The 19,063-nt window shown below is 64.0% G+C and carries 22 protein-coding genes; 5 read left to right on the forward strand and 17 right to left on the reverse strand.

Annotation, left to right across the window (positions count from 1 at the left end; genetic code table 11):
* Positions 1-125 precede the first annotated feature (125 nt).
* The 3 genes from RQ479_RS00790 to RQ479_RS00800 all read right to left on the reverse strand — a co-directional run bounded on the left by RQ479_RS00790 (position 126) and on the right by RQ479_RS00800 (position 1,673).
* On the reverse strand, positions 126-674 hold the full coding sequence (locus RQ479_RS00790) for an NADAR family protein (protein WP_352915649.1): 549 nt from the start codon (positions 672-674) through the stop codon (positions 126-128).
* Positions 675-774: 100 nt separating this feature from the next.
* Entirely contained in the window at positions 775-1,233 is a 459-nt protein-coding gene (locus tag RQ479_RS00795; protein ID WP_352467940.1) for a GNAT family N-acetyltransferase, read from the reverse strand.
* A 71-nt stretch (positions 1,234-1,304) separates the two neighbouring features.
* On the reverse strand, positions 1,305-1,673 hold the full coding sequence (locus RQ479_RS00800; protein ID WP_376703771.1) for a hypothetical protein: 369 nt from the start codon (positions 1,671-1,673) through the stop codon (positions 1,305-1,307).
* 185 nt (positions 1,674-1,858) lie between these two features.
* On the opposite strand from RQ479_RS00800, the gene RQ479_RS00805 reads away from it, so the two are divergent.
* Positions 1,859-2,155, forward strand: coding sequence for a hypothetical protein (locus tag RQ479_RS00805; RefSeq protein ID WP_292663304.1), 297 nt, complete (start codon positions 1,859-1,861; stop codon positions 2,153-2,155).
* 54 nt (positions 2,156-2,209) lie between these two features.
* Here RQ479_RS00805 and RQ479_RS00810 read toward each other — a convergent pair whose 3' ends face one another.
* A complete protein-coding gene (locus RQ479_RS00810; protein WP_376703772.1) occupies positions 2,210-2,905 on the reverse strand; it encodes an XRE family transcriptional regulator in 696 nt (231 codons plus the stop codon).
* A gap of 549 nt (positions 2,906-3,454) precedes the next feature.
* On the opposite strand from RQ479_RS00810, the gene RQ479_RS00815 reads away from it, so the two are divergent.
* Positions 3,455-4,090: a GcrA cell cycle regulator gene (locus RQ479_RS00815; protein WP_376703773.1), complete on the forward strand. Its 636-nt coding sequence runs from the start codon at positions 3,455-3,457 to the stop codon at positions 4,088-4,090.
* Between the two features lie 65 nt (positions 4,091-4,155).
* On the forward strand, positions 4,156-4,761 hold the full coding sequence (locus tag RQ479_RS00820; protein WP_376703774.1) for a DUF6456 domain-containing protein: 606 nt from the start codon (positions 4,156-4,158) through the stop codon (positions 4,759-4,761).
* Positions 4,762-4,805: 44 nt separating this feature from the next.
* Here RQ479_RS00820 and RQ479_RS00825 read toward each other — a convergent pair whose 3' ends face one another.
* Together RQ479_RS00825 and RQ479_RS00830 are read right to left on the reverse strand one after the other, a co-directional pair.
* Positions 4,806-5,111 (reverse strand): hypothetical protein, encoded by a 306-nt coding sequence (locus tag RQ479_RS00825; protein WP_352453503.1) that lies wholly within the window; start codon positions 5,109-5,111, stop codon positions 4,806-4,808.
* A gap of 222 nt (positions 5,112-5,333) precedes the next feature.
* On the reverse strand, positions 5,334-5,651 hold the full coding sequence (locus tag RQ479_RS00830; protein ID WP_376703775.1) for a hypothetical protein: 318 nt from the start codon (positions 5,649-5,651) through the stop codon (positions 5,334-5,336).
* Positions 5,652-5,869: 218 nt separating this feature from the next.
* Here RQ479_RS00830 and RQ479_RS00835 point away from each other — a divergent pair, with 218 nt between their 5' ends.
* Entirely contained in the window at positions 5,870-6,148 is a 279-nt protein-coding gene (locus RQ479_RS00835) for a DUF2285 domain-containing protein (protein ID WP_376703776.1), read from the forward strand.
* A gap of 228 nt (positions 6,149-6,376) precedes the next feature.
* Here the strand turns inward: RQ479_RS00835 and RQ479_RS00840 are convergent, their stop codons facing one another.
* The 3 genes from RQ479_RS00840 to RQ479_RS00850 form a co-directional block, all read right to left on the reverse strand.
* A complete protein-coding gene (locus tag RQ479_RS00840; RefSeq protein ID WP_376703777.1) occupies positions 6,377-8,347 on the reverse strand; it encodes an acyltransferase family protein in 1,971 nt (656 codons plus the stop codon).
* A 192-nt stretch (positions 8,348-8,539) separates the two neighbouring features.
* Complete coding sequence (locus RQ479_RS00845; protein ID WP_352481647.1) at positions 8,540-8,761, reverse strand: alkylphosphonate utilization protein; 222 nt, start codon at positions 8,759-8,761, stop codon at positions 8,540-8,542.
* Positions 8,762-9,175: 414 nt separating this feature from the next.
* Positions 9,176-9,466: a hypothetical protein gene (locus tag RQ479_RS00850; protein ID WP_376703778.1), complete on the reverse strand. Its 291-nt coding sequence runs from the start codon at positions 9,464-9,466 to the stop codon at positions 9,176-9,178.
* A gap of 260 nt (positions 9,467-9,726) precedes the next feature.
* Between RQ479_RS00850 and RQ479_RS00855 the strand changes: the two genes are divergently transcribed.
* Entirely contained in the window at positions 9,727-11,724 is a 1,998-nt protein-coding gene (locus RQ479_RS00855) for an AI-2E family transporter (RefSeq protein ID WP_376703779.1), read from the forward strand.
* 131 nt (positions 11,725-11,855) lie between these two features.
* On the opposite strand, the gene RQ479_RS00860 is transcribed toward RQ479_RS00855, so the two are convergent.
* From RQ479_RS00860 to RQ479_RS00895, 8 genes are all read right to left on the reverse strand, one after another.
* Positions 11,856-12,791 (reverse strand): phosphatidate cytidylyltransferase, encoded by a 936-nt coding sequence (locus tag RQ479_RS00860; protein ID WP_023675663.1) that lies wholly within the window; start codon positions 12,789-12,791, stop codon positions 11,856-11,858.
* Positions 12,792-12,813: 22 nt separating this feature from the next.
* Positions 12,814-13,476 carry a lysophospholipid acyltransferase family protein gene (locus RQ479_RS00865; protein WP_376703780.1) on the reverse strand — a complete coding sequence of 221 codons (663 nt, stop codon included), beginning with the start codon at positions 13,474-13,476 and terminating at the stop codon, positions 12,814-12,816.
* Between the two features lie 8 nt (positions 13,477-13,484).
* Positions 13,485-13,913: a hypothetical protein gene (locus tag RQ479_RS00870; RefSeq protein WP_376703781.1), complete on the reverse strand. Its 429-nt coding sequence runs from the start codon at positions 13,911-13,913 to the stop codon at positions 13,485-13,487.
* Positions 13,910-15,253 carry a phosphatase PAP2/dual specificity phosphatase family protein gene (locus tag RQ479_RS00875; RefSeq protein ID WP_376703782.1) on the reverse strand — a complete coding sequence of 448 codons (1,344 nt, stop codon included), beginning with the start codon at positions 15,251-15,253 and terminating at the stop codon, positions 13,910-13,912. Before RQ479_RS00875 ends, RQ479_RS00870 begins: the two co-directional genes overlap by 4 nt.
* Before the next feature lie 2 nt (positions 15,254-15,255).
* Positions 15,256-17,043, reverse strand: coding sequence for a bifunctional alpha/beta hydrolase/class I SAM-dependent methyltransferase (locus tag RQ479_RS00880; RefSeq protein ID WP_376703783.1), 1,788 nt, complete (start codon positions 17,041-17,043; stop codon positions 15,256-15,258).
* 26 nt (positions 17,044-17,069) lie between these two features.
* Positions 17,070-17,672 carry a CDP-alcohol phosphatidyltransferase family protein gene (locus RQ479_RS00885; RefSeq protein WP_376703784.1) on the reverse strand — a complete coding sequence of 201 codons (603 nt, stop codon included), beginning with the start codon at positions 17,670-17,672 and terminating at the stop codon, positions 17,070-17,072.
* 110 nt (positions 17,673-17,782) lie between these two features.
* Positions 17,783-18,463 (reverse strand): hypothetical protein, encoded by a 681-nt coding sequence (locus RQ479_RS00890; RefSeq protein WP_376703785.1) that lies wholly within the window; start codon positions 18,461-18,463, stop codon positions 17,783-17,785.
* Between the two features lie 67 nt (positions 18,464-18,530).
* The gene (locus RQ479_RS00895; protein ID WP_376703786.1) at positions 18,531-19,052 is read right to left on the reverse strand and encodes an Hsp20/alpha crystallin family protein; all 522 of its coding nucleotides are present in this window, start codon (positions 19,050-19,052) and stop codon (positions 18,531-18,533) included.
* Positions 19,053-19,063: the final 11 nt, after the last annotated feature.

Genomic DNA, 19,063 nt, shown 5'->3' on the forward strand with positions numbered 1-19,063 from the left:
CCGTTCGCCCGCGGCGGTTCGAACGCCGCATTGTCTCGAGTTGTGATGAGAACATAAAGAGAACTTTGCCGGCGGATTGTCAAGCAGCGCGGAGGCTGCCGCAGATGACGAGAGGGCGGCAATGTTCAGCCGCGCAGCCGATCGCGGGCCTGCATCAGCGCGAATCCCAACAGGTTCTCGCCGCGCCACAGCAGCGGGTTCACCGCCCTCTCGTCATCCGCCGCAAGGCCGATGCCCCACACCCGGTCGACGGGGCTCGCCTCGACCAGCACCCGGTCATGCGTCGACAGCAGATATTCGCGCAGCGCCGCGTTCTGGCGGAACTTCTGAAAGCTCCCTTCGGTGACGATGCGATATTTGTCGGCATCCCATTTGGTGCCATCGAAGCCGCTCACCTGGCGGCCAAGTTGCTTTGCCTGCTTGGGGCTCGCCGCCTCGAGGATTTGTGTTGCCGTCTGAGCATCACCGAACAGGCGTGCCTTCTCGGCCATCATCCAGTGTTCGGCAGTCGGATAGCTCAGACCATCGACGGTAAAGGGCGCATGCCACCACTGGCTGAAGCACGACGTGGTTATGCGGCCGTCCTTGGACGGCTGATGGCCCCAGAAGAACAGGAACTTCTGCCGGGGCTTTGCGCGAAAGGTTTTTTCAAGCCAGGTTCGGTCGTAAATCATCGAGCGGATGGAGCAGGGCGAAAGGTCGGCTTGTCAATGCTCCATCCAGAGTGGGGTAGCGAAGATGAGCGGTCGGCGCTGAATGCGATGAAATGCTGATCTACAGCGCCATCTTGTAGCCGAGATGACTGGCGGTGAAACCGAGGCGCTCGTAAAAAGCGTGCGCCTCCCGTCGACCTTTGTCCGTGGTGAGCTGGACGAAGCTGCAATTGCGCGAACGGCACGTTTCAATCGCCCATTCGATCATCAGCTTGCCGACCCCGCGGGACCGCCATTGCCGGGCGATGCGAACGCCTTCGATCTGGCCGCGCCAGGTGCCTTTCCTCGAAATGCCTGGAAGGAAGCTGAGCTGCAGCGTTCCGACCACTTGCCCGGCGTCGACGGCGACGGCCAGCAACTGGTTGGGATCGGCATCGATTGCGCTGAAAGCATCGAGATAGGATGGCGCAAGCGGCGTGGACGGGTCTTCCCGGTCTGCGCCGAGCACATCGTCGGCAAGCATTGCAACGATCGCCGGCAGGTCAGGCGCCTGGGCACGACGGAATTCGATCTCGCTCATCGCGCGGAGACATACGGCGCAGTGTTGGCGATCGCAATATCCGTTTTGCCTTGCAAGGGAGGCGCGCGTCTTCAGGCGGCCTCGAGCGCCCAGAGACGATGGCCGTAGCGGCGGAAGAAGCGGGCGAAGAGGTGTTGTTGCCTGGCGCGGGCGAGGTCGGCGGCGCGCCTTTCCTGCCGCCAGCGCGGCATGTTGCGGAACATCGACAGGAAGCGGGCGGCGTCATCGAGTGCTTCCTCGGCTGACTGTGCCGGGCGGATCGCCGCCAGGAACAGAGCGCGGCTCGGCTTCATCTGATCAATCGCCGCCTTGCGCTGGCGATGACCCTGGCGTGCCTTGCGGATGCCGTGCTGGCGGATGGCCGCGAAAGCGGCAAGCATAGCCGGGCTGTCGCCGCTATAGCCGCAGGCATGGGCGAACTGGGCTGGATCCATCGTCATTCCCTTGCTGCCGGCCGGCTGCGGTTCTGTTGCTCGCGCCGATTCCAGTCCGCACCAGATATAAGCATAACTCAAATAATCGAACAAGCGAAACTTTCATGTTGGTGTAAGCGGAACCGACTCGACTCCGCTTGGAAAACCGATAATGATGCGAAACAAAGCAGGAACAACGATGGGGATTGGCCATGGCATTGGCAGGCAAGGAAGCGACGATCGCCGATGTTGTCTCGATTGCCGTCGAGTGCATCGACTGCGGACGCAACAGGTGGTGGAAGCCGGCCGAGCTCAAGCGGCATGGGGTGATGCCGGAGACACCGCTGGCCGCACTTTCGGGGCGCCTGATCTGCAAGGCCTGCCGGGCCGACGGCCTGCCGGGCGCCGCGGTCTCGATCCAGGCCGCCTTCATCGACGACCGGCAACGGACCCGCGCCGAGGCGCGCCTGCTCAACGGTCGAGAGCTGGAGCAGTCGAGGCGGGCTTGAGGGGGCGGGCGTGGTGCTCTTCCCTTCTCCCGCAAGGGGAGAAGGCAACAAGCCTCAATACCCCAGCAATTCCTTGAGCGGGATGACGCGGAAGACGTTCTTGATGGCGTAGCGGTTGAAGGTCAGCGTCTTGGGCGGGTTGTACTGTTCGACGATCAGCTCGGCGGCGGTGCGCTTGACCAGCTTCTTGATGAAAGCCTTGCCGTTTTGCTCGTTCTGCTCGGGCAGCGTCTCGATCACCACATGGTCGCCGGGCAACGCTTCGCGGCCGCCGCAATAGATCATCTCGCCGGGCTCGTAGCGCGGCACCATCGAATCGCTCAGCACGTGCAGCGCAAACACATTGCGCAGATGCCGGATCCCCGGCGGCCGCTGGACGTAGCCGGCCGGCTGGCCGTTGAAGGTGAAGTCGCCATCGTCGCCGCCGACGGCGGTGCCGAGAAGCTGGATGTCCATCGGCCCGGCGGGCAGGGGGCCGGGATCGGTGACGATCTCGGCATCGGCGACCGGTCCGGCATCTTCGAGGAAGACGACCTCGCCCTTGCCGAGCGCCACCGGGTCGACGCGCAGGAAAGCGGCGGTCTTCAAAAGGTTCTCGGTCTTGGGCAGGTTGCGCCCGGTCTCCCAATTGCCGACGGCAGCGACGTCGGTGTCGTTGTGCTCGGCAATGTGGCGCATCACCAGGCCGCGCTGCTTGCGTGCCCGGCGGATCGCCGTTCCGACCTTGATCGACAGTGCAGTTTTCGCCATGGCTCCATCTGAGGCATAAGATTCGATTTCGTCTATGCAAGAATCGCTTGCATTACGGTTTGAGTTATGCTCTTATGTGGGCATGCACAAGTCGCTTCACCAGCAATCGGTCATCGAATCCGCTCTTCAGCGCGCCGGCAGCGCTCGCCTGGAGGCGGTACCGCAAACGATCGCCAAGGCCATGCATGTGCCAACCCTTTCCCCTTCGTCGCGGCTGTCCTCCTCCCCAGCCGGGACGATGCCCGAGGCTCGCGCCTCGGATCCGGCAGCGCAAGCGGCCGGAACGGCCGGAGCGTTCCCCTCACGGCTCCGGCCACGAATTACCTGCCGGCCGGCAATGCGGATGCCGCGGTTTCCTGCATCCGCACCGAAGACGGCACGGTCATCGCCTTCGACAAGCGGACGGGCAAGACAGTGTCCGGCGCAACAAGGCAGGCGGCCGAGATGAAGCTCGATCGCAGCAGACCACGCGAAGGCTGACCGGCTTTCGGGCCTGAGGCCGGCGAAGCCGGCGCCGCACACAACCATCTTTGCAGGGAATGAAACATCATGGCCGCCCGCTATTCCGCCTCGGAACTGGAACAAATCGAGAACTGGCTGATGAGCGGACTGTCGGCCGCGAAGATCGCCACCAGGCTCGGTGCGCAGCGTGGTAGCCCGGTCTCACGCGCGGCCATCATCGGCATCGTCCATCGCACCGCCCGTCTGCGCGCCATCGGTCTTGCCAGATCCAAGGGCTGGTGTGGCGGACGGTCGGGCGGCTGGCTCGGAAATTCGGCGCCTGAGCCATCAAGCACCGCAGGTCAAGCGGAGGCGGCTCCGAAAGCCGAGCCACGCTGCCGCCTGGCAAGGCTGTCGGCCAGGCTGGCGCCGCCGGCCTGGCAGCCGGGTCCGGCTCGGATCACCGGGACCGATGGCGCGCCGCTCGAAATGCCGGCGCCGCGCCCGATCGCCGCCGGCGGCCGCCAACCGCATTTCGTTGCCATGCGCTTCATCGATTGCCTGTTCGAGCGCTGTCGCGCGCCGCTCGACACGACGCTGCAGGAGGATGCGGAAAACGACGCCCCTGGCTGCCGGCCCGGTTTGGACATGCTGTGCTGCGGACTGCGCACGAAGCCATCGAAAAGCTACTGCGCCTATCACGCTGCGCGCTTCCTGCGCACGCTGCCGGCCGAAGCGATTTGAGCCCGCTTCCATGAGGCTGGAAGTTCGCCACAGCCCGACGACCAAAACCCAGGAGGACTGACCCGATGAGCACCAAAACCGCCCAGAAGGCCAAAGCCAGGCCACCGAGATTGCCGAAAGGCGAGGCCGAGCAGGTGCGCATCCGCAAGGAGATCGGTCATGATTTCGCGCTGAAGGACGACCGGTTCGGCCGCAAGCGGTTGGCCAAGGGGACGCAGGAGGGCGCGCGCCTCTACGAGGTTTCCAATGATGGCCACACCGCGACCGGCGGTATCGTTCGGGTGCGCAATGTCGACCCGCTGAGTGGCCTCACCTCGCTGTCGCGCCAGCAGCGCGAGGCGGGCATGCGCTACCGCCAGGATTTTCGCGACTCGTCCGAGGCAACCGCCAGGCCGATGGCCTGGGCCGAGCGCGTCGACGGCGGCCGCACCGGCAACGGCGTCGCAGAACACATCCTGTCTGCCGGCCGCGACCATGCCGAGGCCACCAGGGCGCTTGTCCATTGGGAGATCGCCGGCATCGTGCAAAAGGTCTGCTGTGCCGACACAACGGTGAAAAGCTTGGCCGAACAGGCCGGCGAGCCGCGCGACGTGGTGGTGAAACTACTCAAGATCGGGCTCGACATATTGGCTGTGCATTACGGCATGATGCTGATGCGCAAGCCGAGGTGAGGAGCCCCGCCGATCCGGCCGGCACTGCCGGCCGGATCGATCCGTCAACGACGGCAGACACGGATTCTTTCGATGATCCGGTGGTGATGACGCCAGTGCCTGATGACTTCGGTGTGGCAGCGCCGGTGGTGGTACCGGTAGCGCGGCCTGTAGTCCTCGTCGTAGACATCATAGCGGTAACGGGGGACGTACTCATCGTCGTAATCGGAATACCGATGGTGGCGATAATAATAGTCGTCGTCATAGCCGTTGCCGATGCCGATCGTGACGCTGCCGCCGGCATTCGCCGGGCCAATCACGGAAGCCGCCGAGGCGATGGCGATCACCGAGGCAAGCAGGAGCTTCTTCATAGCTACCTCCTTCTTTAACGTCCCTCTAATAGAAAAACCCCCGAGGGGCAGCCTCGTTCCATAGATTGGCAAGATGTAACGAACGGACGACCCCGAAGTTTAGCGCCTGCTGGCGCGAAAATGCCGCTGGCTGCGGCGGGGTGGATCGCAGACGCAGCGTGGCTGCTCCTCTCATCAAACAGCGGCAATCGCGCGTCAGTTCCGTCTTTTGCCGACGTCTGCCTACAGAACATGGCCCAATTCCAGCAAAACGAACGCGGTCGCACCCAGCACAGCGAGGGCGTAGGCCGCATAAAGAACAAGCAGCATTACCTCAAAGTCCCGGACGAAACTTGCGGCAACCCTGGTCTCCTTGGGCTCCGCTTTCTCGATGCGGTCGGTTTCCAGCTGCTCCGTTGCCACGACGAGGCAGACAATCCTGTCGTTGTCGGCCGCCTGTAATATCCGTTCGGCCAGATCGACGGCAATCACTGGATCATCGGCCAACTGATCCCGCGATAGCCGGCCTTCAGTGACGGTCTGGATTTCACGCTTTCTCACGCACGCATAATTGCGCCGCCTAAATTAGGTTCCACTAAATTATATAGATTGCGTCGGCCCGATCGCGATGGGTAAGGCGTGAGCCCAGCTGGGCGGGGAACCCCCGCCCGGGGCCCGCATTTGTCGGCTGTGGAGGCTAATCTCGATCCGCATCATCCGATCAAAGGGCGCGGGCTTCTTCATAGGCTGCTACGATGCGCCAGTGCTGGTAGGTCGCAATGCTAAAGCCGCCAAACCTTCATATCGCGAACGCAGCGCCGACGTCTTCGGTGCTGACCGGTTATGACGAAGATCGCATGCTTACTTATATCCGGCTGCTCAACGCTTCGGCGGAAGGGACCGATTGGCGCGAGGTCGCCCGGATCGTTCTGCACATTGATCCGGAGCAGGAGCCGGAGAGGGCTTTCCGGGCATGGGCGACACATCTGGCGCGTGCGCGATGGATGACCAGGAAGCGGAACGAGCTGCGCCAATTGCATGATGAGTGGTGGGGATGAGCACCATCTAAGCGGAACTGCCGTCCCGGTCTGGCCGTTGAGGGAGGAGGCCAACATGGAAAAGCGACCAATGACTTCTTGGCGAGCCAATACTTTCGAGCTGTGCTGCCTTCTTGCAGTTCCGCTGTCGCTTATCCTTACGGTTTTCCTGGCGGGTCTCATCCTCAGCTGACGCCCGTATGGTTGCTTGCCGAGGGGCTGGGTCGGATCCGACAAGATCCGGAACCGTTACTTCACGGCCGCCGCCATCACATCCGAAAACAGCGCCCGCTCCACCGCCGGTTCCAGCGTCTCCGCAAAGGGCGTTGCCAGGTGGTGGCGGTCGCGGAAGGCTAGTTTGCCGTCGATAAAGACATGGCAGGTGGTCTGGTCGCAAAAGCGGTCGGTCATGTCGATGTAAGTGGCGTTCGGTGTCGAGCGCACGATATCGCGCTCGACTGTGGCGATGTCGTCGTTTGCCGCCATGATCCTCGGCGTGTCGCATGTCGCGGGCGTCTGGCCCCGCCACAGCGCCCGCGCCACGCATTTGTCGGCGTAGCTTGCATTGTAGGGAACGTCCCTGATGACCGCGACCTTGATGCCGGCCTGGCTGAAGGCTTGAAGCGTCCAGGTGAGGCCCGTCCGCCACTGCGCTTGCCAATCGGCGTGCTTCAACTCCTCGGGCGATTCCTTCATCACATTGCCGATCGAGAATTCCGAGATCACCACCAGTTGCGGGTGGAGCGCGATGATGTCCTTGACCGACTGCTCGCGCCATTGATCGCATTCGGTGTAGTCGCGCTTCAGCCGCCAGTTCCAGGTCGTCACCCGCGAAGCCCGGCAGGAGGATTTGAGAAAGGTGACGACGCGAAAGTTGTTCTTCTCGGCCGCCTTGATCATCGGCGTCGACCAATGGTCGGCATGCGAGTCGCCGAACAGCACGACCGAGCGCTGGGCATCCTTGCGGCCGAACATGCAGGGTTTTGGCTTGACGGTTTCGAAATCGAGCACGCAGCCGCCATTGGTCGCGCGCACGGTGGAGAGCTGGGCGGCACTGTCGGCGATGACGTGCTGTTCGGGGCTGAGATTGTGCTCGGCAAAGCGCGCATTGCCATAGGCGGCGACCACGCCGGCGCCGGTCAGCGCGACGGCGGGCACCAGCGCCCGCGCTGCTCCTGCCATCAGCCAGCCGTTGCGGCGGATCGGGTTCTCGATGAAATGATAGGTGAACATCGACAGAGCCAGCGTCAGCGCCGCGCAGGCAAAGCGGTCGAGGATGGACAGGTTGGGCGCCACCATCGCCGCATAGACGATGACCGGCCAGTGCCAGAGATAGAGCGAATAGGAGAGCCGGCCCAACCATTGCATGGGGGCCAGCGCCAGTACGGCGCTTGGCAGGTTGCGGCCGCCGCTGCCGCTGAGCAGCAACAGCACGGTGCCGGCGACAGGCGCCAGCGCATTCACCCCGGGAAAGGGCGAGTCTTCGTCCAGCATCAGATAGGCCCAGGCGATCAGTGCCAGACCGAGGCATGCCTGGAGAGTGGCCAGCAACGGCCGGTCGCGCCAGATCTTTGCCGGCGCCATGGTCGCGAGGCCGCCGGCGGCGAATTCCCAGGCCCTGAGCGGCGAGAAATAGAAGGCCCAGGGCTGCGACACTTCCGTCAGCCAGGCGCAGGCGGCGAAGGAGGCCACACCGGCGACGCCGATGACGATTATAGCGGTGCGCTTGCCGGGACGCAGCCATGCGGCGGCAAGAAGCAGCGCCGGCCATGCCAAATAGAACTGTTCCTCGACCGAGAGCGACCAGAAGTGGATGAAAGGGTTGTTGGTGGCGTCGGCGGCGAAATAGTCGAACGACCAGCGGATCAGCCAAAGGTTGATCATGTAGGCGGAGGCGAACATGGCGCCTTTCGAATAGAGCGCCTGTTCCTCCGGCGACAGGATGAAGTAACCCGCAAACAGCGTGGCGAGGATGACGAACAGTGCCGCCGGCAACAGGCGCCGGGCGCGCCGGGCATAGAAGCGCCAGAGGTTCAGCCGCCCGGTCTCGGTGATTTCCGTAATCAGGTGTCGGGTGATCAGATAGCCCGAGATGACGAAGAAGATGTCGACGCCGGCAAAGCCGCCGGGCAGGCCGGATAGACCAAAATGGAAGGCGATGACACCCGCCACCGCCAGTGCGCGCAGCCCTTCGATGTCAGGCCGAAATGATGCCGACACAATCACCTCATGCAAGGAATGCCCACCTCGCAGAGGCTCGACCCGATGCGCCGATATTGCAATGCAACAAATCTAACGCAGTGCAACATAGAGGGAGGGCGCCGCTCCTCCAGCTCCTGGCGCGGGCGATTCACTCACATGAGCGGTTCAGTCATGAGGGCGATTGATATGGAAGCGAAGGTGCCGAGGCGATCACGCCTTTTTCAAAAACTCGGTCTTCAGCACCAGGCCTTTCACCTGCCTGGTGCTGCATTCGATCTCGCCGGGATTGCCGGTGAGGCGAATATTCTTCACCAGCGTGCCGCGCTTGATCGTCTCCGAGGTGCCTTTGACCTTGAGATCCTTGATCAGGGTCACGGAGTCGCCCTCGTGCAGCGCCGTGCCATTGCTGTCTCTTACGATCGCGTCGGTCATGGCAGGTCTTTCGCGGGGCTCCGATGCGGAGGCGGTGGGTCATTACCCGGCCTATCTCACGGTTGGTGGCGAGGTCAAGCGTGCTGGGGTCGAGCCCACCGGGTCAAGCGTGCCGGCAGCCAAACGTGCCGGCTGGCAATGCTATGTGGACGGCCAACCGGAAAACCGGTTGCGAGCAGAATCCCCCGGGCGGTAGTGGCATTGCCGCCCCGCGACGTGCGCTCGAACCAGGCGGTCATTCCATGTCGATGGCGCCACGGCAATCGAACAAAAGCCGTGGCCTTCGTTACGTGGATATTCCGGCACGAGTTCAAATAGCTGAGCGCTCGCCGGTGCGGACAGGAAGGTCGCACAATGGCGGAGCTGCCCGCCCTTTCGCTTGGTCCGTTATTGCAATCGGCAAGAAGCCGGCGGTCACTTGTTCCCGAGTTGGTTGGCCATCTTGCAGAAGTCAGCATGCATCTTGGCAATGCCTGCGTCGCTGCATTCCTTCAACATCATGGCCCGCTCGCTCGTGGACATGGCCATCCATGCCGCCTTGAATTCGGCTTCCGACTTCATGCTCTTCATGCCGGCGTCGGTGAAGAAGGGCGTCATTTTCTGCGGATCGTCGAGCGCCGAAGTGCCAGTGGCACCGGCGGCAAGCGCTGCGCCGGTCATCATTGAAAGCGCTATCGCGCCCATGCAAGGCATCTTGATGTTCATGATCATTCCTCCTGAGCTGCTGCTTTGAGGTTGTCCATCAGCGATCTACGAAGGAACGGTGTTTTGACCCGAAAGTTCCACGTTCTGGCGCAGGCATGGAACAGGATTGCCCGTGACGCCATTAATGCAGAAAATTCTACCATGACTGAATTTGCGGCGCTGCCGACGAGGGCAATCGGCGTCCAGCTGGGTGAGACGCTACGAAGTTGCACGCCGGCTCAATATGCCCGATCATGGCGACGGCGGGGCGGAGGTATCAAGTGGCGGCAAATCGTCGAAACGGCGCGCACCTGTCGGAGCCCCGGCGGGCGGGCATTGTTTCCGCGGCTAGGGCGCTTCCGCGCACATCCTTGCCCAGCGTAGCGTCGGTCGTGACGGCCGTCGCGGCGCTCTATTTCGGGCGCGAGGTCTTTCTGCCGATCGCAATCGCGCTGCTGCTTACCTTTGCGCTCGTACCCATGGTTTCGACACTCAAGCGAGCCGGCATTCCGCGTCTTCCTGCCGTGATCGCCAGCGTGCTCGGCGCATTCACGGTGTTGGCGCTGTTCTCCTTCATCGTCGCCACGCAGGTCAGTGAACTGGCGCAGAACATTCCGCTTTACCAGGCGAATATCCTGACCAAGGTCCGGTCGCTCAAGGAAACCGGCGTCGGCGGAGGCATCGTTTCCAGATTAAGCCGGGTGATCGAACGCGTCGGCCAGGAGCTCGACAGACCCGAACCCGCTCAACCCGCCGCCGATCAGCCTCCGCGGGAGCCGATCCCGGTCGAAATCGTCGCGCGCGAACGACCGCTCGAGGTTCTCCAGAATCTGATCGGCCCGCTGCTGAGCCCGCTGGCATCGGCCGGGCTGATCGTCGTGGTCGTCATATTCATGCTGCTCGAGCGGGAGGATCTGCGCGATCGCTTCATACGCCTCGTCGGCTACGGCGATCTGCATCGAACTACCGAGGCGCTGCAGGATGCCGGCAAGCGCGTCGGCCGCTATCTGCTGATGCAATTGGTCGTGAACATCGTCTATGCCGTCCCGATTGCAATCGGACTTTGGCTGCTGGGCATACCCAATCCATTGCTGTGGGGCTTGCTGGCGCTGGCGCTGCGCTTCGTCCCCTATATCGGCCCGGTCATAGCGACGCTGTTGCCTCTGTTCCTGGCGCTTGCCGTGGCGCCCGGCTGGTCGCTCGTGCTATGGACCGCCGGGCTTTTCGTCGTGGTGGAACTGATCACCGGCAACGTGATCGAACCCTGGCTCTACGGCTCGCGCACCGGGCTGTCGCCATTGGCTATCATCGTTGCGGCGATCTTCTGGACCTGGCTCTGGGGGCCATTGGGCCTCGTTCTGTCGACGCCGCTCACGGTCTGCCTCGTCGTGCTCGGCCGCCATGTGCCGCAGTTCGAATTCCTCGACGTTCTTTTCGGCAACGAACCCGTGCTCGAACCGCACGCCCGGCTTTACCAGCGGCTGCTGGCCGGCGATCCCGAGGAAGCGACGGACCATGCCGAGGAGATGCTGGAGGAAAAATATCTGGTCGAGTTCTACGACGAGGTTGCGATTCCCGCACTTCTGCTCGGCGAGCAGGACCGGGTGCGTGGTGTGTTGAGCGATGAGCAAAGACAGCAGGTCGCGGGCAGCGCGCTGACGATGGTGGCGAACCTCGACGACAGCGCGCAGGAGGAGGCGGAAGAGGACGATACGGCCGCGGCCGAGGACAACGGCTCACGCGAGGACAAGCAGGTTCAGGGGGAGGTTCAGGGCGAGGACGACACTGAACTGCCGGATGGCACGGGCATGTCGGTGCTGTGCGGCGGAGGGCGCGGCGAACTCGACGATGCCGCTGCCGCCATGCTGGCGCAGGTACTCGAAATCCAGGGCGCCACGGTGTTGAGAGCGAGCTTCGCCGATATGGAACCGGGGAGCATTCGCCGTCTTGAGCTCGACGCTGTCGATACCGTCGTCGTCGGATTTTTAAACCGGGATTCCGTCAAGCACGGCCGGTTCCTGGTCCGTCGGCTGAAACGCGCCAAACCAAGGTTGCGGGTGGGCATCGTATTGTGGTCGGAAGCCGACAGCGACAACCAGGAGGCAGACGCCAGATTGGCCAATGAGATCAACGCCGATTTCGTCGCACACGGCATGGTCGGTGCGGTGCTCGGTGCGTTGTCCAGCGCTCCGCCGGTGGCGCTGAAGACCACCGCCAAACGCCGCGTGCGCCGCCTGGCGCCGGCGCGCAAGAAAGAGTCGCTCGCCGCGGCAAAATGAGCGCGGCGAAGACCGCGGCAGGTCGGGTTATTACCGCTTTCGCGAAAACGGCAATAACGAAACGGATCAGGTGTCTTCGCAAGCGTCGCGCTGAACCGTTCGGATGCTACCGCGACGAACGGCGCCAGTCTTCACACAGTCCAGAAATAGCGCACCGTATGGAAGAAGACCGGGGCGGCAAAGACCAGGCTGTCGGCACGGTCCATCATGCCGCCATGGCCTTCGATCAGATGGCCCCAGTCCTTGACGCCTTGATCGCGCTTGATGGCGGAGGCGACCAGCCCGCCGAGGAAGCCCATCAGGCAGGCGATGAAGGCGACGCCGGCTGCCTGCAGCGGCGAAAACGGCGTCAGGAACGACAGCAGCGCGCCGAGCAGGCTCGATGCCGCCAGCCCGCCGACCAGCCCCTCCCACGTCTTCGACGGCGAGACCGTCGGCGCCAGGAGATGCCGGCCGAACAGCTTGCCGAAGATATATTGCAGCACGTCGCTGCCTTGCACGGTGATGATCAGGAAAGCGATCAGCAACAGGTTGCGGCCTTCGAAGCCTGGCACCTCGAGCGTCAGCAGCGCCGGCACGTGGCTGACGCAGTAGACCGAAATCATGACAGCCCATTGCTGCGCCGAGACGCGCTCGAGAAAGCGCTCGGTGTCGCCGTGCAGCGCGGTGATCGCCGGCATCAGCAGGAAGCAGTAGACCGGGATGAAGATGGTGAAGAGCCCGTACCAGGCGGTCCACACCAGCCAGTACTGGAACGGGATAACGATGCCGAACATGCCGAGCAGCACCCAGTGGTCGCTGCGGCGGCTGTGGGTCAGCGTCACGAATTCGCGCAGCGCGGCGAAGGAAATCAGCGCGAACAGGATGGTCATGCCGGGGCGGCCGAAGAAGAAGGCGACGGTGATCGCCACCACCATCACCCACCAGGCATTGATGCGCTGGGTGAGGTTGACCAGCGTCGGCGACAACGGCTTTGGCGCGCGCCATGACAAGACGCCGGCGACGACGCTGGCGCTGATCAGCACCGCCAGCAGGCCGACAATCAGAATGAGGGTTTCGTGCATCATCGGCAGCATTTTGCCTTGGTCCTCAATCGTCTCGCTGCGGCCGGGGGTTCAGCGCCAGCAGCGTTTCGCGGGCGCGGTCGAGAAAGGCGCGGCGTTCCTCACCCGGTTGAATGGCGATCGGCGCGCCGAAGACGACGCGGCAAAGCAGCGGCACCGGCACGAATTGCCCCTTGGGCAGCACCCGCGACATGTTCTCGATCCAGCACGGGATGAGCTCGACATCGGGCCGCGCCATCGACAGATTGTAGAGGCCTGAGCGGAACGGCAGCACCGGTTCGTCGGTCATGTTGCGCGTGCCTTCGGGAAACAGGATCAGCGAATGGCCTTGGTCGAGCACCGACAGCATGATCGAGATCGGGTGCTGCGTTTCGTCCGTCCATTGCCGGTGGATCAGCACGGAAGACAGCATGTCCTCGGCAATGAAACGGCGCAGCCGCGTCTTGCCCCAATAATCGGCGGCCGCCACCGCATGGGTACGGGCGCGTTCCTTCTCGCTGAGGCAGGCCGACAGCAGGATGAAATCGCCGTGGCTGGCATGGTTGGCGAAGTAGATACGCTGCCGGTCCGATGGCTGGCTGCCGTTCCAGATCGGCCGCACGCCGGTGACCACCCAGGCCAGCGCCGACAGGCCGACCGAGGTCACCGTCTGCAGCAGGGTAAAGGTGCTGACGCGAAGCTTTGTCATGGACAGGCTCAAAAGAATGCCGCGACGACCGAGGCCGCCGCGAACAGGCCAAACGCGATACGCTGCTTGACGAGCAGACGGCGCGTGCCGGCTATCCGCTGGTCGAGCGAGCGGCCGCCGGAAGCTGTGGGTTTCAGCCGCATGCGCGCCAGCACGTCGTCGATCGCCGCACCGCCGCCTGCCTCGCTGGCATGGCTGGCCATCAGCCGGAACAGCAGCGCGTCGAACAAAAGCAGGGCCGAGAGAATAATTGTGGCTATGGCGCCCGCGGCGGCGATCAGCCAGGCCGCCGCGGATAGCGACGATGTTTGCGGCGCAGCCGCCAGGCCGATAACCGGCGCCGCCAGCAAGGCAGCAGCAATCAACAGCAGCGGCCACGCCACCTGCACCATCAGCCCGGCGGCGAACGTCTCGGCCCTGTCTCGAAAGGCGGTCATCCCGGCTGGTCCACGCCAAGATGCACCGGCCGGCCGGCGGCGGCGAGCTTGCCTCGCGCCTGATCCGGCGTGGCGGCCCGGCCGCTGGCGACCAGCCATTCGGCGACGACGGCGGCGCTGCGTTGGAAGCCGAGCGCACAGCAGACCAGCACCGTGCCCTGGCTCTGCGCCGTCTCGATCGCCGCCACCGCTTGCGCACGCGCCTCGCGAGACGGCGGCAAAAGGTCGACCATGGGCAGGCTCACCCAGCGGATCGAGGCGCCACGCGGCCTCTCCAATTCGCCGGCAAGGTCGATCACCGTGCCGAAGGGGTCGGCCTCGGCGGCGGTCGGAAAACGGCCAAGGGAAACGCCGTCGGCGATGACGATCTGCGCCGGAAACTTTCGCGTCCATGCCCACACATTGGCCTTGGCGCCAAGGCGGTAGGGCCAAAGCAGAAGACGGCTGGCCAGCGACACGCGGCCATCGGCTATTTTCTGGAACACCTTGGCGCCGGCGCCGGCATAGGCGAAAGCGACTATGGCCAGCGCCAGTGCCGGCCACAACAGGATGAGCCGCAGCGCCGAGACCAACGCGCCGGCAGCCGCGGGGGCCAGCGCAAGGGTTGCGCCTAGCGCATAGAACAGCGCCAGCCGTCGCGCCTTCGGGTCAGCGCTCAGGCGGAAGCCGGCGAACGGCAGCTCGCCGTTGTGCGGAAACAGCCACAGGGCGAAAAGGCCGAGCAGCGCGCCAGTCGGAATGTCGATGAAATGGTGCTGCCACGTCGTCAGCACCGAGGCGCCGATCAGGAAACACCAGACATGCCAGGCGACGCCGGCCATGCCGGTCAATCTGTGACGCCAATGGTCCCAGATGATGACCAGCAACGCGATATGCAGCGACGGCGCCTGGTTGAAGGGCTTGTCGAAGCCGCCGAGTACGGCAAACATGAAGCCGGGCAGGCCGTTCGTCTGCGGGCGCACGAAGGTCGCCGTCAGCGGGAACAGGATGAAGCAGGCGACGGCGACGAGCTGCGCCGTCAGATAGCGGCCGGCAAGGCGGTCGACGCCGTTCTTCGAATTGTTCAACAGCAGCGACAGACCATAGAACAGGTTGATCGACCAGTAGGGCACGATCGTCCAGGCAAGGAACGGGACGCCATGCTCCCAGCCGAACACGATGCTGCCAACATCGTCGCGCCGCGACGCCAGCCAATTGGCGAAGCCGTAGGTGGCGTAGAAGAACGGCGCAAGAAATGACAGCCACAATGTGGCGCGCAGGACTATCCCGGGATACGGCTCGCGCGGCAAGGCCGGAAGGGCAGGGGCATCGCGAGGCAAGGCAGAAGCAGGCAAGTCCATGTTCAGACGCGCCGCGCGACCGAAACGGTGAAGATGCCCCACTGGTCGATGCGCTGCTCGAGCTTCTCGAAGCCGGCGGCCGCCACCAGCTGGTCCATCTCGGCCTGCGTGCGGCGGCGCATCACCCAGGCCTGGCCGCCGCGGTGCGAGGTCAGGCTGCGCGCGATCATCTCGAGCTGCGGATGCCAGGGCTGATTGGTGTAGACGAGCAGGCTTCCGGGTTGCATGGCGCTGGCCAGTCCACCGAGCGAGCGGGCGATCATGGCATTGTCGGAAAACAATTCGTAGAGCCCCGAGACGATGGCGAGATCCGGCGCCGGGTCGAGCCCGGCCAGCATCGTGGCGTCGAAGGCGTCACCTTGATGAAACGAGACGCTCGCCGGCAGCTTGCGCTCGGCGATCAGCTTGCGGCCGAGCGAGACGTTGAGCTCGGAGAAATCCTGCAGCCGCACGCCTGCCGGCGGCTCGGCGCATTTCTGCACGGCATCGAGCACATAGCGGCCATGGCCGGCGGCGATATCGACGATATGGACCGGCCGGCCGGCGGCCTTCAGCGTCTCAGCGGCGCTGCCGATCAGCTCTTCCAGATGCAGCTTGCGCTGGCGGATGCCGCGCCAGCCGATGGCATCGAGAAAGGTGCGGTCGATCATGCGCCCGATGGGGCTGATGCCGCGCGCCTCGTTCTCGTAGACGTAGTCGAGCGTCGAACCGGAATCGAAGCCGGTGGCAATCCCCGTCTTCATGCCGGACGACAGCCAGGCGCCCATGCGGATCGAGGCGCAGCTCATTGCCCAGTAGAGCCCCCTGGGAGACAGCAGCGGCAGCGGCGAGGCCAGCCGGTCGGCCTCATCGCGTGTGTAGCCGGCGCGGTCGGCCTCGGTCAGGTCGACCGGCTTTTCCGGCGCCGCGAATTGCTTTTCAAGGAAAGGCCGGATCAGGTCGAGTGCCTTGTGGCGGTCGCGCTCGCCCAGCGTGTCGTGGAAGAAGCCGGGCAGCACATGCCGCTCCTTGGCCGGGTTCGCCAGGTTGACGAAAAACTCGTGCTGCGGTCCATGCCGCACCACCCAGTCGCTGCCCGAGATCAGAACCTGTGTCGGCACGGTGATGGCACGGGCGTCGGCGACGATGCGCGCGGCATGATCGTAGAGCTCGACCAGGATGTTGGAGGCGATCGGCCGGGTGATCAGCGGGTCGGCCTCGAAGGTGGCGATGCGCTCGGGGTCATGCGTCAGGAATTTCGCCTTGACGTAGGAATTGACGAAGAAGCGGCCCTTCAGCTTTTGCCACAACGCAATGCCTTGCTTGGCGAAGGGCACGTAGAGCTTGACCGAGAAGGCGGGCGCGGCCAGCACCAGGGCGCGAATGTCGGGCGCATAGTCATGCACCCAGGCGGCGGCAAGCACGGCGCCGAGGGATTGCGCGATCAGCGCGATGTCGCGCCGGGCAAAACCGTCACTGCCGATCTCGCGCACGAAACAATCGATGTCGCGCACCAGCGCGGCAAACGACGGCGCATAGCCGCGTTCGCCGGCGGAGCGGCCATTGCCGCGCGCATCCCAGGCATAGAAGGCGTGGTCGGGCATCTGGAGCTCGTCGACCAGATGCGCCATGCGGCCGCCATGCTCGTGGCCGCGATGGAACAGCAGTATGGCACCCTTGCGGTGTTCCGACAGCGCCGGCCAATAGCGATAGAAGATCTCGGTGCCGTCATGGCTCTTGAAGCTGCGCTCCTGCGCCACCCGCTCGATGTTGGCTGGAGCCACGGCGGCAACCGTCTGTTGGTGAAGCATGTTGTTCTCCCTGGCGAGACCGGAATTCAGCTGCCGCTCCCGTTAAGGCCGCTGCGTATCCGGTTGATGGCGGTCGCCAGCGAGAGTGTAGCCATGGCCGGAAACACGAGCGGCGTGAGCGCCGGGATCCACAGGCCGGACGCGATAAGCACGGCGAGGATGCCAAGCGCCAGCGCCCGGTCGCTTTTGCCGAACGGGCCGGCATAGTTGCGCCCGGTTCCTGCGGCGATGCCGAGCACACCGGCGAATTCCGCAATCATCGCCGCGGTAGCAAATGCAACGACGCCCCAGGCAGGAAAGATGACGGCAAAAGCCAGGATCAAAGCGAGATCGGAGACAACGTCGCAGAGTTCGTTGAGATACATGCCGAGCTTCGAGGCCTGGCCATGTTCCCTTGCGAGCATACCGTCGATCGCATTCAGCGCCATTCGCATAAACAGCACGAGCGGCATCAGCAGAAAGACCACGCGGTGGCCGGCAAGGGCTGCCACCACAAGGCCGGTGGCGAGCGAGAGGGCCGCGGCCAGCAGCGTGATCTGGTTGGCGGTGATGCCCGCCCTGGCCAGGCCGTCGGCAAGCGGCCGCAGCCTGGCCTGGAAGGCCGGTTTCAGCGCATAAAGCGTCGGCATATGCGAACCCCCCGGCCGCGGTGCAAAGTGATGTTGGCGAGGATGGTCAATTGGCGCGCAAGACGCAAGGGCGGCGCCCTGCCACTTTTCGACATCCGGTTGCGTCGGCGCTAGCTTTCGCTGTCGCCACTGTCGCCCGGGAACCGTGCGGGCAAGCTTTCTTCGGCCGCCGCCCAGGCGCGACTATGATAACGCCGCAGGATGAGAATGCATGTCGCGAAGACCGCCAGCCCGCAAATCACGCCGGGCGACATGCCTCCGCCGAAAGCGGACTTAACAACGATGCCGGTGAAGACGCCGGCGATGGCGCCGTTGATCGTGCCCACCATCCCCGCGGTGGTCATGAAATATTGCAGCGGCGAGGGCCTGAGACCTTTGTCGACCAGCACCGCCGAGGGGTCGTCATGCGTGGAATTGACAAGGTATCTTTGCAGGACGGGCGCCAGTTCGACGAAATAGTGGCGGATCCTGGCCATGCCGCGGGCATGCACCATGTCCTCGATGGCAACCTGCACCGCGCGCACGAAGGTGACCAGCCCGATGAAGAAAAGGCAAGGCAGCAAGATCAGGCTGAACAACACGAACGGCCTGCCCATCTCCGTGACCTGCGCGACGAAGGACAAGGCAATCGTTGCGCTCGAGACCGAGGTCAGGAACAGATCGGCTCGCTGGTTCGCTTCCTGAATGGTCGCGGCGCGAGCGTTTTGCAGCACGAAATGCTCGGTCGTCAGGCACTGCAGGGCGTGCTGCGCCTGGTCAGGCGGAACCGGAGTGTCGGGAGAACGGGTCATCGACATTTGCCCCCCTCTGCCCGCCGGAACCGGCAGGGCAGAAGGGGCGTCGTCCTGCTGCGAGCCATCAGGACTTGCCGTTGCCGTCGTTGATGGCGATACGCTTGGCCTTGGCCTGGGCGCGCTCCGTCTTCGGCAGCGTTACGCTGAGCACGCCGTTCCGGAACGCCGCGTTCACCTTGTCTTCGTCGACTTCGTAGCCGAGCGGGATCCGCCGCTCGAAACGGCCATAGAAGCGTTCGGAGAACTGCCTGTCCTTGTCCTCGGTCTCTTCGCGCTTCTCGCCGCGCAGCGTCAGCACGCCGTCCTCGAGCAGCAGCTCGACGTCCTTCTCGTCCATGCCGGGAATCTCGGCGGTGACGCGGATCTCCTTTTCGCCATCGGAGATTTCGACACTCGGCCAGCTGGTGCGGGCAGCGGAGAAGCTACCGAGCGACGGCAGCCGCGTGTCGAAGTCGCGGAACGCCTCGTCGAACAGGCGGTTCATTTCGCGATGCAGCGCCAGGAAGGGATCGCGATCGCCGTGGCGGAACAGGCTGGGGGCCTGATTGTTCTCCCGGCCCCAGGGAATGAGATCACGAATAGCCATTGCATAGTCTC

The sequence above is a fragment of the Mesorhizobium sp. ISC25 genome, from assembly GCF_042295465.1.
In the GTDB taxonomy this organism is placed as follows: Bacteria; Pseudomonadota; Alphaproteobacteria; order Rhizobiales; family Rhizobiaceae; genus Mesorhizobium.

What these genes read in the sequence shown, in the direction of transcription:
- RQ479_RS00895 (WP_376703786.1), bottom strand. Translation starts at nt 19,052, where the DNA reads ATGGCTATTCGTGATCTCATTCCCTGGGGCCGGGAGAACAATCAGGCC.
- RQ479_RS00820 (WP_376703774.1), top strand. Translation starts at nt 4,156, where the DNA reads ATGAGCACCAAAACCGCCCAGAAGGCCAAAGCCAGGCCACCGAGATTG.
- RQ479_RS00890 (WP_376703785.1), bottom strand. Translation starts at nt 18,463, where the DNA reads ATGACCCGTTCTCCCGACACTCCGGTTCCGCCTGACCAGGCGCAGCAC.
- RQ479_RS00850 (WP_376703778.1), bottom strand. Translation starts at nt 9,466, where the DNA reads ATGAACATCAAGATGCCTTGCATGGGCGCGATAGCGCTTTCAATGATG.
- RQ479_RS00860 (WP_023675663.1), bottom strand. Translation starts at nt 12,791, where the DNA reads ATGATGCACGAAACCCTCATTCTGATTGTCGGCCTGCTGGCGGTGCTG.
- RQ479_RS00875 (WP_376703782.1), bottom strand. Translation starts at nt 15,253, where the DNA reads ATGGACTTGCCTGCTTCTGCCTTGCCTCGCGATGCCCCTGCCCTTCCG.
- RQ479_RS00885 (WP_376703784.1), bottom strand. Translation starts at nt 17,672, where the DNA reads ATGCCGACGCTTTATGCGCTGAAACCGGCCTTCCAGGCCAGGCTGCGG.
- RQ479_RS00845 (WP_352481647.1), bottom strand. Translation starts at nt 8,761, where the DNA reads ATGACCGACGCGATCGTAAGAGACAGCAATGGCACGGCGCTGCACGAG.
- RQ479_RS00880 (WP_376703783.1), bottom strand. Translation starts at nt 17,043, where the DNA reads ATGCTTCACCAACAGACGGTTGCCGCCGTGGCTCCAGCCAACATCGAG.
- RQ479_RS00815 (WP_376703773.1), top strand. Translation starts at nt 3,455, where the DNA reads ATGGCCGCCCGCTATTCCGCCTCGGAACTGGAACAAATCGAGAACTGG.
- RQ479_RS00790 (WP_352915649.1), bottom strand. Translation starts at nt 674, where the DNA reads ATGATTTACGACCGAACCTGGCTTGAAAAAACCTTTCGCGCAAAGCCC.
- RQ479_RS00800 (WP_376703771.1), bottom strand. Translation starts at nt 1,673, where the DNA reads ATGACGATGGATCCAGCCCAGTTCGCCCATGCCTGCGGCTATAGCGGC.
- RQ479_RS00825 (WP_352453503.1), bottom strand. Translation starts at nt 5,111, where the DNA reads ATGAAGAAGCTCCTGCTTGCCTCGGTGATCGCCATCGCCTCGGCGGCT.
- RQ479_RS00870 (WP_376703781.1), bottom strand. Translation starts at nt 13,913, where the DNA reads ATGACCGCCTTTCGAGACAGGGCCGAGACGTTCGCCGCCGGGCTGATG.
- RQ479_RS00810 (WP_376703772.1), bottom strand. Translation starts at nt 2,905, where the DNA reads ATGGCGAAAACTGCACTGTCGATCAAGGTCGGAACGGCGATCCGCCGG.
- RQ479_RS00805 (WP_292663304.1), top strand. Translation starts at nt 1,859, where the DNA reads ATGGCATTGGCAGGCAAGGAAGCGACGATCGCCGATGTTGTCTCGATT.
- RQ479_RS00835 (WP_376703776.1), top strand. Translation starts at nt 5,870, where the DNA reads ATGCTAAAGCCGCCAAACCTTCATATCGCGAACGCAGCGCCGACGTCT.
- RQ479_RS00865 (WP_376703780.1), bottom strand. Translation starts at nt 13,476, where the DNA reads ATGACAAAGCTTCGCGTCAGCACCTTTACCCTGCTGCAGACGGTGACC.
- RQ479_RS00795 (WP_352467940.1), bottom strand. Translation starts at nt 1,233, where the DNA reads ATGAGCGAGATCGAATTCCGTCGTGCCCAGGCGCCTGACCTGCCGGCG.